The 15,566-nt window shown below is 54.5% G+C and carries 15 protein-coding genes; 13 read left to right on the plus strand and 2 right to left on the minus strand.

From position 1 onward, the window contains the following. Nucleotides 1–204: 204 nt before the first annotated feature. Nucleotides 205–1,695, plus strand: a complete 1,491-nt coding sequence (araA, locus tag ACFQI7_RS10465) for an L-arabinose isomerase (RefSeq protein WP_218099311.1) — start codon at nucleotides 205–207, stop codon at nucleotides 1,693–1,695. Between the two features lie 39 nt (nucleotides 1,696–1,734). Here araA and ACFQI7_RS10470 read toward each other — a convergent pair whose 3' ends face one another. Next, nucleotides 1,735–2,622, minus strand: coding sequence for an AraC family transcriptional regulator (locus tag ACFQI7_RS10470; RefSeq protein ID WP_218099310.1), 888 nt, complete (start codon nucleotides 2,620–2,622; stop codon nucleotides 1,735–1,737). Between the two features lie 265 nt (nucleotides 2,623–2,887). Here ACFQI7_RS10470 and ACFQI7_RS10475 point away from each other — a divergent pair, with 265 nt between their 5' ends. Continuing rightward, nucleotides 2,888–3,724 carry a phytanoyl-CoA dioxygenase family protein gene (locus tag ACFQI7_RS10475; protein ID WP_218099309.1) on the plus strand — a complete coding sequence of 279 codons (837 nt, stop codon included), beginning with the start codon at nucleotides 2,888–2,890 and terminating at the stop codon, nucleotides 3,722–3,724. Between the two features lie 125 nt (nucleotides 3,725–3,849). Here the strand turns inward: ACFQI7_RS10475 and ACFQI7_RS10480 are convergent, their stop codons facing one another. Beyond that, nucleotides 3,850–3,984, minus strand: a complete 135-nt coding sequence (locus ACFQI7_RS10480; protein WP_218099308.1) for a DUF4023 domain-containing protein — start codon at nucleotides 3,982–3,984, stop codon at nucleotides 3,850–3,852. Between the two features lie 137 nt (nucleotides 3,985–4,121). Between ACFQI7_RS10480 and ACFQI7_RS10485 the strand changes: the two genes are divergently transcribed. The 11 genes from ACFQI7_RS10485 to ACFQI7_RS10535 all read left to right on the plus strand — a co-directional run bounded on the left by ACFQI7_RS10485 (nucleotide 4,122) and on the right by ACFQI7_RS10535 (nucleotide 15,412). Beyond that, nucleotides 4,122–4,277: a hypothetical protein gene (locus ACFQI7_RS10485; RefSeq protein ID WP_218099307.1), complete on the plus strand. Its 156-nt coding sequence runs from the start codon at nucleotides 4,122–4,124 to the stop codon at nucleotides 4,275–4,277. Nucleotides 4,278–4,438: 161 nt separating this feature from the next. Next, the gene (locus tag ACFQI7_RS10490) at nucleotides 4,439–4,642 is read left to right on the plus strand and encodes a hypothetical protein (protein WP_218099306.1); all 204 of its coding nucleotides are present in this window, start codon (nucleotides 4,439–4,441) and stop codon (nucleotides 4,640–4,642) included. Nucleotides 4,643–4,973: 331 nt separating this feature from the next. Then, on the plus strand, nucleotides 4,974–5,549 hold the full coding sequence (locus tag ACFQI7_RS10495) for a TetR/AcrR family transcriptional regulator (RefSeq protein WP_218099305.1): 576 nt from the start codon (nucleotides 4,974–4,976) through the stop codon (nucleotides 5,547–5,549). A 15-nt stretch (nucleotides 5,550–5,564) separates the two neighbouring features. Then, nucleotides 5,565–8,246 carry a phosphoenolpyruvate synthase gene (locus ACFQI7_RS10500; RefSeq protein WP_218099304.1) on the plus strand — a complete coding sequence of 894 codons (2,682 nt, stop codon included), beginning with the start codon at nucleotides 5,565–5,567 and terminating at the stop codon, nucleotides 8,244–8,246. 874 nt (nucleotides 8,247–9,120) lie between these two features. Beyond that, nucleotides 9,121–9,645: a DinB family protein gene (locus ACFQI7_RS10505; protein ID WP_218099393.1), complete on the plus strand. Its 525-nt coding sequence runs from the start codon at nucleotides 9,121–9,123 to the stop codon at nucleotides 9,643–9,645. 49 nt (nucleotides 9,646–9,694) lie between these two features. Then, entirely contained in the window at nucleotides 9,695–10,696 is a 1,002-nt protein-coding gene (locus ACFQI7_RS10510) for an NADPH:quinone oxidoreductase family protein (protein ID WP_218099303.1), read from the plus strand. Between the two features lie 60 nt (nucleotides 10,697–10,756). Continuing rightward, nucleotides 10,757–10,963, plus strand: a complete 207-nt coding sequence (locus ACFQI7_RS10515) for a hypothetical protein (protein WP_218099302.1) — start codon at nucleotides 10,757–10,759, stop codon at nucleotides 10,961–10,963. A gap of 71 nt (nucleotides 10,964–11,034) precedes the next feature. Next, nucleotides 11,035–11,982, plus strand: a complete 948-nt coding sequence (locus ACFQI7_RS10520; RefSeq protein WP_218099301.1) for a hypothetical protein — start codon at nucleotides 11,035–11,037, stop codon at nucleotides 11,980–11,982. A 155-nt stretch (nucleotides 11,983–12,137) separates the two neighbouring features. Next, entirely contained in the window at nucleotides 12,138–13,229 is a 1,092-nt protein-coding gene (locus ACFQI7_RS10525) for an alginate lyase family protein (RefSeq protein WP_230414965.1), read from the plus strand. Nucleotides 13,230–13,245: 16 nt separating this feature from the next. Then, a complete protein-coding gene (locus ACFQI7_RS10530; RefSeq protein WP_218099300.1) occupies nucleotides 13,246–14,178 on the plus strand; it encodes an aldo/keto reductase in 933 nt (310 codons plus the stop codon). A 691-nt stretch (nucleotides 14,179–14,869) separates the two neighbouring features. Continuing rightward, nucleotides 14,870–15,412: an NUDIX hydrolase gene (locus ACFQI7_RS10535; protein WP_218099299.1), complete on the plus strand. Its 543-nt coding sequence runs from the start codon at nucleotides 14,870–14,872 to the stop codon at nucleotides 15,410–15,412. Nucleotides 15,413–15,566: the final 154 nt, after the last annotated feature.

Consider the following 15,566-nt stretch of genomic DNA (forward strand, 5'->3'; position numbering starts at 1 on the left):
GCATAGATGCTGCAGGTGCGTTCGGAATGTTCGGAAATTGAAGCTGACGCAAGCTTCACACTTGCAGAGGCTTTGCGCTGCGTCGAGTATGCTTGAGAGTCAGGTGTCAGTCCGCCAAGAAGCCGGTATGCATGAAGTTTTGTCTTTGATTCGTTCCGAAGTATTGCCCTTTATCGCATACATATACATGGGAGGAAAGATTCGATGTTGTTTATTCAGCCTTACGAATTTTGGTTTGTAACCGGGAGCCAGCATTTGTACGGCCCGGAGACGCTTAAAGAAGTCGAAGAGCATTCCGTACAAATGGCGGGAGGGCTGGATCTCGACGATGCGATTCCATTCCGGGTGGTGTTCAAGCCGGTCGTAACGACACCGGATGCAATTCGCCGGCTTTGTCTCGAAGCGAATGCGGACGATCGTTGTGCCGGATTGATCACCTGGATGCATACGTTCTCGCCGGCCAAAATGTGGATTGCCGGCTTGTCGGAGCTTAGAAAACCGCTGCTTCATTTCCATACGCAGTATAACCGGGATATTCCATGGGATAGCATCGACATGGATTTTATGAATTTGAATCAAGCCGCACACGGCGACCGGGAATTCGGTTTTATCGGAGCGCGGCTGGGCATCGCACGCAAAGTGGTTGTCGGCTATTGGGAGGATGCCAATACGCGCCGCCGGATCGGCGAATGGATGCGGACTGCTGCCGCCTATACGGAAAGCCGCAAGCTGAAAGTGGCCCGTTTCGGGGACAATATGCGACAAGTCGCCGTAACGGAAGGCGACAAAGTAGAGGCCCAAATGCAATTCGGCTGGTCGGTAAACGGCTACGGCGTAGGAGATCTCGTCCAGTTGATGACCGATGTGACGGATGCGCAGTTGAATGAGCTGCTGGACGAATACGCGGAGCTGTACGAGATTGCGTCCGATGTACGCCATACGCCTTCCGTGTGGGATGCAGTCCGTTATCAGGCACGGATCGAGCTGGGGCTGAAGGCTTTCCTTCAAGCCGGGGAGTTCGGGGCGTTCACGACGACGTTCGAGGATTTGCATGGCTTGCAGCAGCTTCCCGGCCTTGCCGTCCAGCGGCTGATGGCTGAAGGCTACGGTTTCGGAGGCGAGGGAGACTGGAAGACGGCGGCGCTCGTCCGAATCATGAAGATCATCGCCGGCGGGGAAGGGACGTCGTTCATGGAGGACTATACGTATCATCTGGAGCCGGACAACGAGCTCGTACTCGGCGCTCATATGCTGGAAATATGTCCGACCATCGCGGCGACGCGCCCGCGCATCGAAGTTCATCCGCTCGGAATCGGCGGCAAGGCCGACCCGGCGCGCATGGTATTCGACGGACGCGGCGGCCCGGCCGTCAACGCGTCGCTCATCGACATGGGCAGCCGCTTCCGGCTGCTGGTCAATCAAGTGGATGCGGTGCAGCCGGAGAAGCCGATGCCGAAGCTGCCGGTGGCGCGCGTCCTCTGGAAGCCGCAGCCGTCCTTGCGCGATTCGGCGGAAGCCTGGATTCTGGCCGGCGGCGCGCATCACACCGGCTTCTCTTACGCCGTTACGGCGGAGCAGTTGACGGATTGGGCGGAAATGGCAGGCATCGAATGCGCTGTGATCGGCAAGCATACATCCCCGCAATCGTTCCGCAGCGACCTGCGCTGGAGTGATATCGCCTGGCGCCTTCGCTAGGAGACTGCAAGTGAAAAGACCGCATCCTTGAAAGTCATTTCAGGAATGCGGTCTTTTCATATGCCGATACATGCCTGGCGATACGCCCGTTTTGCGCTTAAACGATTTTGAGAAATGATGGATGTCGGCAAAACCGCAGTAAGAGGCGATTTCCTCCAGCGGCAGCGCCGTCGTTTCGAGCAGCTCTTCGGCATGGCGGATGCGCAAGTCGAGCAAATATCGATGCGGAGGAACGCCGAACTGCCGCTTGAACACGGCGCTGAAACGCGAAGGGGACAAGTTGGCGCGGCGAGCCATTTCTTCGATCGACAGCGGCTCGGACAGATGAAACGAGAAAAAAGACGTAATCCAATTGAGCGATTGCGGCGCATGACTGGCGGAGGCAGCGCCCGGAGCCGTATGATCCTCGAGAATCGTCAGAACGAGTTCCATCGCCAGCGTCTGCGCCTTCAGTTGGGGCAGCGTCTCGCGATGCTGCCAGCTTTCTACCATGTCCAGAAACGTATCGCGGAGTTGTACGGGGCGTTTCGGCGCAAGACGGACCGGCACATGCACGCCTTGCAAGTCGTTCAACCGCGGCTGCATCAGGTGGAGGTGAGCCGATAAATCAAGCTGTCCGGCGCGTGTCGGGAAGCTCTCCTCTCGCTGTGGATGGTAGAACATATCGAAATGGGCAAAAGGCGTGATGGAGTTTGTTCGGCCTTCCAGCGTAGTGACGCTGTTCGGTTGAATCAGACAAAACTCGCCGCTGCCGAATTCATACGCCTCGCCATCGATATGGAACACGCACTCCCCCTCTTGAATGTACACGATCAAATAGTCCAGCAGCCTGCGTTCCGCCGTAGACCACGGAGACCGTACGGCGAAGTTGCTTTGCCGGATAAAGGGCAGGAGCGGTTGTTTCTCGATTAGCTCCGCTAAATACATGAAGCACCTCCGATCTGTGTCCGGCTTTTCAAGAGATGGAATTTACGCTGTAATTTTCATAAGAACGGAAGGTTCCCGGTTTTATTTTTTTTACTGTTATTTTACCATGGAGGGCAGCTATACCCCAGTTGTTTTTGACAAACGGATCGGTATTCCTGAACAAAGCTTTTCCCGAACGGTGCTCGTATAATTGCGTTAGAAAGAAAGGAATGCTCCCGCCTTATGCTCATGGGTGGAGTTATCAAATCGAAAGAGGTGCAGTGCAATGAAACATGACATTGTATTAGACTCTTTGCCGAAACTGGATGACACGTACCTTTTAACGGATAAACAAATACAATCATACCGGCAAACCGGCCATATCGCGCTGCGCGGCGTCGCTTCGCCCGAGGAAGTCGATCGCTACGAACCGGTCATTCAAACCTTGGTAAAAGAGCATAATCAGCATACGAGGCCGGTTCATGAACGCAATACGTACGGGAAAGCGTTTATTCAGGTCGGCAATTTGTGGGAAATGAGCGAAGCGGCCAAACGTTTCGTTCTGGCAAGAAGATTCGCCAAAATCGCAGCCGAGCTGATGGGTGTGGACGGCGTGCGGATTTATCATGATCAGGCGCTGTTCAAAGAACCGGGAGGCGGACACACGCCGTGGCACCAGGATCAAATCTATTGGCCGCTCGATACGATGCATACGATCACGATGTGGATGCCGCTCGTTCCGGTATCTGAGGAAGTCGGATCGATGACGTTCGCCAGCGCTACGCACCGGGCAGGTTCGCTAAGCAAGGAGTTGATCTCCGATGAGTCACACCGGACGTTCGGCAGTTATATTGAAGCGAAGACGATCGAAACCGTCAATTACGGAGCGCTGTCGGCCGGGGACGCAACGTTTCATTCGGGCTGGACGCTTCATTCGGCGCCGGGCAACCCGACGGATACGATGCGTGAGGTGATGACCGTCATTTATTTTGCCGACGGAACCCGTGCGCTGGAACCGGATAGCAATGCGAGACGGAACGATTTGAACCGCTGGCTGCCGGGTGTTCAGCCGGGGGAGCTCGCGGCAAGCCCGCTCAACCCGCTGGTGTATAAGCGCAACTAAGTTGGAAAGGCCTGCACCCGCAGTTGGGTGGAGGCCTTTATCGTATGATGGAAGACGCATCGATTGCCGGCTTCCGGCGGCGCAATGCTATAACTTCGCGGGGCATAGGTCCGATCGCGGTGGTACTAGTGCTGCTTGTTAGGCAAACGTTTTTCCGGATGATTGTCTCCGTGCGAGCTGCGGTTTTTCTCGTCTTTCGCTTGATTCTCATGAATTTTTTCGACGAAGCTTTTCGTATCGCCGCTGTTCGTTCCTGTCATGCCTATTCCTCCTTCACCGTATCTTGACAGCATTTGTATTATTTCTCGCGATGCCCGAATTTATTTATCGGGGACACAGGCGGACGCGAAGGAGCCTGCCAGCCCGTATGCTGTAGTAGGAAAGGAGTGGATGAACGGTGAGAAAAGAAATGTTCAATCAGTCGCTCAAAATTTTGACCGAGGATAAAGATATGAAGAAAATGTTCAAGGACCTTCAACAAATGCATAAGGAACTGGAGGCTCTGGTGAAGCAATCGGAGTCGTTGAAGAAAAAAATAAATACGTTTTCCTGACCGCAGCTGGCGTCCGGTTAGCGTCATGTCGCGGAATAATGATCGTTCTTACTAAGGCGCACCATTAAATGCTTGTTAGGTCGGCTGCATGAAATGTTGAAGTGTTTGGGCCGTTTTCATATAATACGATCTAGCAATTGACACAGCCGGAGGTATTATGCATGCGAACGGAAAATCAAATCAAAAGAAAGCTGAATGAATTGACGGAGCTGAAAAAATACGTCGATGAACGTTTGGCTGCCGCCAAAGAGTCGGATCGCGAAGCCGATATCAAATCGCTGGAAGCCCAGTCCGCTCAGTTGGAAGAGCTGGCAGGTTTGCTGGAGTGGGTGCTGAACGAACCAGTTGGGAAATATCATGTTTGACCCCATAATCATGTTTCATGGTTGAGAGAGCCGCTGGAGGGCTCTTTTTTTTGTCGCGCTGTTCCGACCGACTACGTGGGATAACGCCGAAATTAAGAAGGAAGATAAGTAACGGACTGGAATCGGCATTCCTGTGTTTTTGCAAACGAAGCTGTGCAGCGAAGGGGATTTGCATTTATCTTTTATGTTGTGGAATGTTTCCTATCCGCAAACGATGCCATGATTTCGGAAATGATGTATTTGCAGGATTGACGCAGGAAGCGGAACAGCGTAGAATGGAAACCAGAAATACCTCGTGGGTTTCCTTGGTTAACATTTTGGAGGTCAGCTTATGGAAGAAACGGTCAGATTGCGCATAGTGAAAGAAGCGGCTGAGCTGTTTAATGCAAAAGGATACCGAAACGTAACGCTCAGCGAGCTGGCCGCGCGGCTGGGGATGAGCAAGAAGACGCTTTATTTGTACTTCAGCGGGAAAGAAGAGATCGCCGAGGCGGTGCTCGGATTAACGATGAATGCGATCGCGGGCTTCGTAGCTGAGCAAATGAAGCGTGACGGCGATCCGCTCGGCGTATTGCAGGAAACGTTCCGAAGCATTAAAAATGAGATCGTCAAATTGCACCCGATTTTTTTGGAAGATATCCAGAAGCATGCACCTGCGTTGTGGGAACGGTTGGAACGATTTCGTGCCCGCCAGCTCGTGTTTATCGAGGAGCTGCTTACGAGGGCGAAGCAAGCCGGACAAATCCGGGACGTCCACCCCCGCCTAGTGGCCGCGATGATGATGGATAGCATACAGCGAATGGTGCGGCCGGATTATGCCGCGAAGCATGGTTTTACGATGCCGGACGTAGCGGATACGTTATTCGTATTGTTTGTGGAAGGGCTCCGTGCGGACGGGAAAATGTAAAGGAGCGTGCGTGAGATGAACGGTATGGTGCTTGATTTCGAACGGATCGACAAGAACAGCCTTTCGCTTGTAGGCGGCAAAGGAGCCAACCTGGGAGAAATGACGCAGGCCGGTTTACCCGTGCCGTCCGGCTTTTGTGTAACTACGGAAGCTTACTCCGCCTTTATCGGACAAAGTGCGGAGATGGCCGGATATTTCCGGCAGCTTGACCTGGTCCGGGAGGATCAGCTGCAAGAAATCGCCTCGTTGGGTAGCGCGATTCGCGAGCATCTGATTTCGCTCCCTATTCCGGAGTACATTCGTTCCGCCATCGCCGATGGTTTGCGAAGGTCGGGCAAAGAGCGGGCTTATGCCGTCCGGTCCAGCGCTACGGCGGAAGATTTGCCGACGGCGTCGTTCGCAGGTCAGCAGGACACGTACTTGAATGTTTGCGGAGAAGAGCAACTGATGCTTGCGATCCGCAAATGCTGGGCTTCGCTGTTCACCGACCGGGCGATCTCGTATCGGGCCAAAAACCGTTTCGATCACCGCGCCGTTCTGTTATCCGTTGTCGTACAGCAAATGGTATTCCCGGAAGTGTCCGGCATTATGTTCACCGCCGATCCGATAAGCGGGCATAGAGGTACGTTGACGATTGATGCCAGCTTCGGGTTAGGAGAAGCGCTCGTCTCCGGTCTGGTTTCCGCCGATTTGTATCAAGTCCGGTCAGGGGAACTTATCAGTAAAAAAATTGCCCGCAAAAAACTCGCGATATTTGGCTTGCCCGAGGGAGGCACGATTACGCGGGAGCTTGCGCCCGAAGAACAGGAGCGCCAGGCTCTCGGCGATCCGCAGATTATGGAGCTGGCCGCGCTAGGAGAGAAGATCAAGCGGCATTACGGTTCGGATCAAGATATCGAATGGTGCTTCGCGGAGGGGCGGTTTTATATTGTCCAGAGCCGTCCGATTACGTCGCTTTATCCGCTCGCACACGTATCCGCTCCTCCCGGAGAGAGCCCGCACCTTCTCATTTCGTTCGGCCATCAGCAGATGATGACCGATGCGATCAAGCCGATGGGACTTTCGCTGCTGCGGACGATGTTTCCTTTTGGAAAATCGACGGTGCGCGCCGAGAGCAAATATACGGTGACAGCCGGGGGGCGCATGTTCATCGATATAACGCCGCTGCTTTCTTTGAAGCTGGCGCGGATCCTATTCCCGAAGCTGGTAAGCGGTATTGACGAAATGATTGGGAGCGGCGTCGCCGAATTTGTGCAGCGGGATTCGTTTGTAAGACATTTGCCCCGCGTGCCTGGATTGAAAGAGCAGGTGGCCGGTTTTGCCGGACGCATCCTTTTACGCGGAGCCCGCAACCTGCTGTTTGCGCCCGTCTCGAAAGGTCATCCGACGGTCAACGCATATATCGAAGCCTCTGCTCGGCAAGGCAAAAGCCGGCTGAGCGGGGTTACCGGTCCGGAGCGGGTCGCTCGAATCCAGGAGCAGATCGGGGCGCTATTGCGGATGATGTTTCTCGAGCTCATGCCTTATCCGTTATCGGGAATCCTATCGTCGCGTATCATCAGAGCATTGTCGGATCGATGGCTTGGCGAGCCGGATATCGTGCATGTGCTGAACAAATCGCTTCCTGGCAACGTAACCAGCGAGATGGGTCTTATCATCGGCGATTTGGCCGACATCGCCCGGCCATATCCACAGGTGATTGAGCTGATTCGGAGCAGCGAGCCGAAGCTTTTCCGCCAGAGATTGCGGCAGGTGGAGGGCGGCGATGCGTTCGGTCTGGCGTGGGACCGGCTCATGGAGAAATACGGCATGCGCAGCCCCGGCGAAATCGACGTGACGCGGCCGCGATGGCGCGATGATCCGGGAACGCTGCTCCCTTCCATCGAGAGCCATCTGCGAAGCATGCAGCCCGGCGAGCATCGGTCGAAGTTTGCACAAGGGGCTGAGGAGGCGGAGGCGGCGGAGCGCGATGTGCTGGCGCGGCTGCGGGCGCAGCCGCTGGGCTGGTTGAAAGCCCGACTGATGTCGCGAGGGATCCGCGTATTTCGCGGCATGATGGGTCTGCGCGAGCACCCCAAATATTTGATGATGCAGCATTTCGGGATGATTCGCGAAGCGCTGTGCGATGAAGGGCGCCTATTGGCTGAGTCTGGCGTATTGAAAGACGCGGAGGATGTTTTTTACTTGTCGCTGGATGAGCTGCTCCAGTTGACCCGGGGGGAACGGCCCGCCGGTCTTGAACACCTGCTGGACCAGCGCAAGCAAGAGTTCGAGCGGTACCGCACGCTCACTCCGCCCCGCTTGATGACGAGCGAGGGCGAAATCGTTACCGGCCGGCGCAAGCAGCAGGACGCGCCGGAAGGAGCCTTGCTCGGAACGCCTGTTTCCGCAGGCGTCGTTGAGGGCATCGCCCGCGTCGTGCTGCGGCCGGAAGAGGCGAAGCTGAGCAAAGGCGAGATCATGATCGCGCCTTTCACCGACCCTGGCTGGACGCCGCTGTTTCATTCCGCGGTCGGCCTCGTGATGGAGGTCGGCGGGCTTATGACGCACGGCGCCGTAGTCGCCCGGGAGTATGGCTTGCCGGCAGTCGTCGGCATCGACCGGGCGACCGAATTGATCCGCGACGGCGACCGCATCCGGCTGGACGGCACGCGCGGGTATGTGCTCGTGCTGGAGCGGAACGGGAAGCAGCCATAGATAGAATGAGGAGCATCCGGAGTTTCGTTCCGGATGCTCCTTCTTGTTGAGGCGGGCGAGCACATCTCGGCTCCGATACGCGTGGTAAGATGGTGAGTTCGCGGAGTCTGAGCTCGTAAGAAGGGAAGCACGCGGGACAGGCTATAGGATATGAGTAAGGGAAGCGCTCGGGAGAGGCTATGGGACAGGAGTAGTGGAAGCGCCCGGGAGAGGCTAAGGGGCAGGAAGCGAAGCTGCCCGGGAGAGGCTCTGGGCAGTAAAGCACGCAACATGGGAAGGCAGCATGGAGCAGAGCAAGGAAAGGCAAACGGAGAAGGAGCTCGCTGCTCGAATGAGGTGCTTGAAGCATAGAGTGGGGGAAATCGAATGATTTATAGGTTAAATCTAACTAAATTTACGGTCTAAGAGCCGTGTCTACTGCTGGAGTAAGCAAAATCGAATTATTCGAAGGGTTTGTCCTTTGGATAGTAAGGCTAGGGCAATTACATACGATTTTTGGATAAAATCAACAGAAATTAATACGATTTGCCTTATTAATTGTAGGTTTTTACATATTAGACAGCTGAGCTGCGGCCGAACAGCATAACTAATTCAGAATATTATGGATAAAATTGGAAAATCGTAGGTGGTTCAGACGCTAAGTGGAGCTGCCCATCAAGCGCAGGTTACTAAGATCAAACCGTCTGTGTCCCATCAATATCACTGGGTCTCTTGTTACACCATTTTACAAACACTATAGACGAAAAGCTCACCCACACGCGATGTTCACTCCTCCCCCTCGATTGACCATGATCGTAGGTTAACAATGTTCATATAAATGGGTTATAATGGGAGTGCTTGCAAAGAACGATTGAGGGAGGGGAGCGGCATGTCGATGTTGCGGAAACCGGAATCGAGCGAGTATGCCTCGCATTTTGGCGCTTACGTAAATTTGGTGCCTGAGGGCCGTCTCGTAGAGCTGCTTGTCGAGCAGTCGGAACAAATGAAGAGTATGCTTGAGAGAGTGACCGAGGAGCAGGGGAGCTTCCGTTATGCGCCGGGCAAGTGGAGCTTGAAGGAGGTACTCGGCCACATGGCGGATACGGAGCGAGTGATGAGCTACCGCCTGCTGCGCGTTGCGCGGGGCGACCAGACGATGCTGCCGGGATTTAGCGAAGAGGCTTTTGTCGCCGGTGCTTCGTTTGATCAGCAGCCCTTGAAGTACTTGATCGAAGAGCTGGCCGTCGTACGCCGGTCGACGCTCAGTTTGCTGAACGGGATGCCCGTTGAGGCGTGGCTGAGAAAAGGGAACGTCAACGGCGCGGAAACAAGCGCGCGTGCGCTTGCTTATGTGATCGCCGGACATGAGCTTCATCATTGCCGCGTGATCAGAGAACGGTATTTGTCCGCTGTCCGATAATACAAATGCGAACCGTACAGTACTAGCCTTATATTAGAGGATGATGACGATGCAGGATACATTTCGGGCTTTTGTCGTAAACCGGACAGAGGACACATGGTCAGCGGATATAAAGACGCTGACGGCAGCTGAATTGCCGGAAGGGAATGTTACCGTGCGGGTAGCCTATTCCAGCGTAAATTACAAAGATGCGATGGCGGCCTCGCCGAACAATAAAGTAGTCAAAGCATACCCGATGGTGCCGGGAATCGATCTGGCCGGGACGGTTGCGGAATCGAGCGACGCGCGGTTCAAACCGGGTGACCCGGTGATCGCCACCGGTTACGAGCTGGGGATATCGCATTGGGGCGGCTATAGCGAGCTGGTCCGAATGCCGGCCGATTGGCTTGTACCGCTGCCGTCAGGCCTTTCGCTCCGTGAAGCGATGGCGCTTGGAACGGCAGGCTTTACGGCCGCGCTATCGATTCACCGGCTGGAGCAGAACGGGCTTACTCCCGGCAGCGGGCCGGTGCTGGTCACCGGCGCTTCCGGCGGCGTCGGCAGTCTGGCGGTGGCGATGCTGACGGGGCTCGGCTATGAAGTTGCGGCAAGCACAGGGAAAGACGCGGAGCATGACTATTTGCGGCAGCTTGGAGCCGGTCAAATCTTGCATCGTTCCGAGTTGACCCCCGATGCCATTCCGCCGCTGCAGCGGCAGCGATGGGCCGGTGCCGTCGACGCGGTCGGCGGAAAGACGCTGGCTTTCGTTCTCGGTACGGTGCGGTATGGCGGTTCCGTAGCGGTGAGCGGGGTAACCGGCGGGGCGGACGTTGCGACGACGGTGTATCCTTTTATTTTGCGCGGCGTCAACCTGTTAGGGATCGATTCGGTCTACTGCCCGATGGATACCCGGTTGGCGTTATGGAAACGGCTGGCTGGAGATTTAAAGCCGAAAGGGCTGCTGGAAGGCATCAGCCAGGAGATTACGCTCGACGAGCTCCCCAAGACGCTCGAGCGAACGCTCGGCGGAACAGGCAAAGGCAGGACGATTGTCAAACTTTCCGAACGGTAAAAACAGTTTCGTTACGCTCAGCTCGGAAAAGTCACCGACATGCTCAAGGAGGCGGTCCCTTTGTTGAAAAAGATCGGTATGTTGTGCGGCGTATTTGTTTTGATGCTGATCATTTGGATAGCGGCGTGCATGTGGTTTGGCGAAATGTATGGAACTGCGGGGTTCAGCGGCGCGCTGGTGATCGGTTTTTTTGCGGTACCTCCCGTTCTATGGTTTACCTCAAACAAGCTGTTCAAAGCGGGGGAGAAGAAACCGCTCGACATGTAGGCGGGAAAGCGAAACTTTCCCGACGCCGATTCGTTGTATATATCAACTGAGGAGTCGGAGGGGAGCGGCGCATGTTCGAACAACTGAATGATCGTTTGGCGGAAACCAGGGAAAAAGGACGTTTGCAAACCGTATGGCGGGAACGGTTCGGGCGGCTGAAGGAAGATTTGACAGCGGAGGAGCGAAAGCAGCGCCTCTGGGAAGAGCAGCTGGCTATGGAGGAGCGGGATGTCGAGAAGCTGACACGGCTTTCGTTCGCTTCCGTGTTATATACGCTGCTGCAATCAAAGGAACAGAAGCTGGCGAAAGAGCAGCAGGTGGTGCTGGAAGCGAAGCTCAAGCATGACGAGGCAAGTTCGAACGTGCTTGACCTCCAGTCGCAAATAGCCGTGCTGGAACAAAAACTGCAGGACGTTCAGGGATGGGAGCTTGACGTTCAAGAGATTTTGCAGGAAAAAGAACGGCGCATCCGCGAAGCCGGCACCGGGAAAAGCAAGGAACTGCTTGCGCTGGCGGAACGGAAGACGGAACTGCAGGCGAGCGTAAAGGAGCTTTCGGAGGCGCTGAGCGAAGGCGTTTCCGTCCTGGTCTATTTGAATAATGCGCTGGAGCTGCTGGGGTCCGCCAAAAACTGGGGGACCTACGATATGCTTGGCGGCGGTTACATGTCCACCCGAATAAAGCATAGCCGTATCGACGATGCAATGGATTCGATACGCCGCGCCCAAAACAGTCTTTACCGGTTCGAACAGGAATTGAAGGACGTTCGGGTAACGCTCCATATTCGCATCGACATTAGCGGTTTTTTGAAGTTCTCCGATTATTTTTTCGACGGCCTGGTGTCGGATTGGATTGTGCAAGGGAAAATCAAGGATACGCTCCTGCAAGTGGGGAAAAAGCGCAGCGAGGTACGCAGCATTACGGATCAACTCGAGACGGCCAAGCGTAAAGCGGAAGGCGAGCTTACGTTAACGAAGCGGCAGTACGAGATGCTGATTGAAACGTCGGAAGACATGTAATATGACGCACGGTAGCGGCAAAAAAAGCAGTAACCGATAATGGCAAAAGCTGAAGAATGAACAAAAACAAACGAAGAATGTCCATGTTGCGCAGCAGCAGGCTCCGATATAATGGAGATATCCGGCTTTTTTCACGTTGCGCGAGGAGGACTGACATGAAATACATTGACCGCGAGTGGATTTTGAACCATGCCGACGCGGCTCTTGCGGCCAGCCCGGTCCATATTACGGATGCCGTCGCTCCGATGAGCGAAGGCGGTATTCACGATTATTATTCTAACGGCGATTACTGGTGGCCCAATCCGAATACGCCGGACGGGCTTCCTTACGTTCGCCGTGATGGTGAGAGTAACCCGGGCAATTTCGACAGCCACCGGCAAATGCTTCGAACGATGAGGACGCATGTCGCTCACTTGGCGGCGGCCTATACATTGACGTCGAAGGAAGCTTATGCCGATAAAGCGGTGCAATGGCTGCGGGAGTTTTTTTTGGACGATGCGACAAGGATGAATCCTCATTTGCTGTATGCGCAAGCGATCCCGGGCATTTGCGCGGGCCGCGGCATCGGCATTATCGATACGCTGCATCTGATCGATGTGCCTTACGCGATCGAAGCGCTGAAGCGATCCGCCGCCATGACGGAACCGGTCTATTCAGGGCTGAAGCGATGGTTTGCGGACTATTTGCAGTGGATGAGCACGCATCCTAACGGCATTGAGGAAATGAACGCGGACAATAACCACGGGGTATGCTGGTTCGTGCAGGCTGCGGCCTTTGCGGCGTTTACCGGCGACGGGGAGATGCTCGCTTTTTGCCGCATACGGTACAAGGAGTCGCTGCTGCCCGATCAGATGGCGCCGGACGGAAGCTTCCCCAGAGAGCTCGCCCGTACGAAGCCATACGGCTATTCCATTTTCGTGCTGGACAATATGACGACGCTGTGCCACATTCTGTCTTCCCCGGAAGACGATCTGTGGCGTTACGAGCTGCCGGACGGCCGGGGCATTCGCAAAGGCTTCGATTATTTATTCCCTTATTTAACCGACAAAGCTTCCTGGCCGCTGCCGCCCGATGTCGAGCATGACGAAGGCTGGCCCGCTCAGGTGCCGTCCCTGCTTTTTGCCGGGCTTGCTCTGGACAGGCCTGAATACGTAGCGCTGTGGGAACGTCTCGATCCCGATCCGACGGACGCGGAAGTGCGCCGCAACATTGCGATTCGCGAGCCGCTGCTGTGGTTACAACAATAAGAAGGAGTGAACTGCCATGCAACATAGACCTTTAGGAAAATCAGGCGTTTCTATTTCTACGGTAACGTTCGGCTGCTGGGAACTGGGCGGAGGCCCTTGGGAATTTACAAGTGACGAAAACAATATTCGGACGCTTCATGCTGCTTTGAATGAAGGGATCACGACGTTCGATACGGCGGAAGGCTACGGCAGCGGACATTCGGAGGAGATCGTCGGTCAGGCGCTTGAAGGCCGCCGGCAAGATTGCATCATCTCCACCAAAGTAAGCCGTGCGAACCTCGCTCCGGACAATGTCCGCAAGTCGGCGGAACAAAGCTTGCGGCGTCTGCGCACCGATTATATCGACATTTATTATATTCATTGGCCGAGTTATGATATTCCGGTCGCCGAGACGCTTGGAGAATTTAATAAACTGAAGGAAGAAGGCAAGATCCGCGCGATCGGCGTTTCCAATTTCTCGATCGATCAGTTGAAGGAAGCTTCGCAGTATGCCCAGATCGATGTGATTCAGCCGGAATACAGCTTGCTCCACCGCGGAATCGAAAAAGAAATAATCCCTTACTGTCTGGAACAGCAGATCGGCATTATGAGCTACAGCTCCATCGCAAAAGGCATCTTGACCGGCGCGTTCCACTTTGGCGGCAAGAAGCTCGAAACGGACGATTTCCGCGCGACGCGCAGACTGTTCCTGCCGGAGCATCTGGAAGCGGAGACGCAGCTGATCAACCTGATGCAGCATATCTCCGAACGGAAGGGCATATCCATGTCGCAGCTTGCGATCAGCTGGCTGCTTCACCGGCCGGCTATGACTTCAGCCATTGTCGGCACGCAAAGCATATCCCATTTGAAAGATAATGCAGAAGCGGCGAACGTGCAGTTGGAGGAAGACGATCTGCAGCAGCTGATGGAAGTCAGCGACGCCGTCCTGGCGATGATCGATACGGAGTAATCGCAATAACATAAAATCGCATAGCGATAGAACGCATGGGCTTGCCGCTCCATACAGCGGCAGGCTTATTTATTTTTGACGGACGGACAGATGGACATGCTGTATCTATTGTTGGGTCACCGATGGCGAAACGACGGGCGCGTGGGTGAAACTGGAATGGGATAAAATACGGAAGTCGACAGCATATGGATCTATGATAGCGTAGATCCGCAAAGAGCGTTGAAATCCGGCAAAGTCACGATCAGCCATGGAAACAAGGCAACGGAAGTACAATTGCCGAACGCCCCGGGAGCGGCAGCCGTCTTGCATGTAGACGAGACGGCAAAAAGATCAAATGGATGAGATTCGAAGTAAACGAAACGCTTGCATCCGGCAGCGCCGGTACCGGATTATCGGAAATCGTCGTGCTCGGCAAGTAAATAGCCTTTATCGTTGAATGTATTGATTCACAATCATGATACTTCAGCCGACTTCGAATGAAGGCGGTTTATTTTATTGATTCACTATTGCTTCATAGGAACGGATGATGATATCATAGGTAAAATTTAACTTCGGGCAACGAGTCGTTCGAGACGCATTCGTGACCGGAACTGTGCGATGTATACGACGAAATCTTTGCTTTCTCGTACGACATCAATCACGCGAATCACAATTAGAGAGAAAATCGTTCGTTCAAGAGGAGGAAATAGGCATGAGCATGCTGGATGCGAAAGCGAAGTATCCCCATTTATTTCAACCGCATCATTGGACCAACCGTATTTCGCAATTTGAATTGTTCGACGCCGTGCCGTCCGAATCGCTGATCAGCAACGTAAATATGGTTCCTTTCCAGGGCGACGACTGTGTTGTCATCAGGCTGGAAAACGGCCAATGGGAAATACCCGGCGGAACGCTGGAGCCGGAAGAGCATTATGTGACGGCGCTGCGTCGCGAACTGATCGAGGAAGCGGGGGCGCGGCTCGTTTCGCCGTTTATCGCTTTCGGTGCATGGAAGTATCATTCAACGGCCGAGAAGCCGTACAAGCCCCATCTGCCGCATCCGCTATTTTATCGGCTCGTCGGATACGGGAACGTCGAGATCGTCTCGGCGCCGACCGTTCCTGACGGTGGAGAGAAGGTCTCAGCGGTTGAAGTCATGACTCTTCAAGAAGCGAAGGCGCGTTTTATCGAAACAGGCAGGCCGGATTTGGCCGAATTATACGAGCTGGCTAGCGATCTGCGCATCAGGCTCTAAGCGGTGATGGCGATCCGAACGCGGGAAGAAAACCGGGACGGAGACGTTTACAATAAAAGCTTGAATCCGGAGAGCGGTTGTGATACGTTTTAAAAAACGGCTTAAGCGAAGTCGTTTTTTGCGGCATCATTTCGTAATCGATTACATTTTGAGT

It is taken from the genome of Paenibacillus allorhizosphaerae (genome assembly GCF_042659105.1).
Lineage (GTDB): Bacteria > Bacillota > Bacilli > Paenibacillales > NBRC-103111 > Paenibacillus_G > Paenibacillus_G allorhizosphaerae.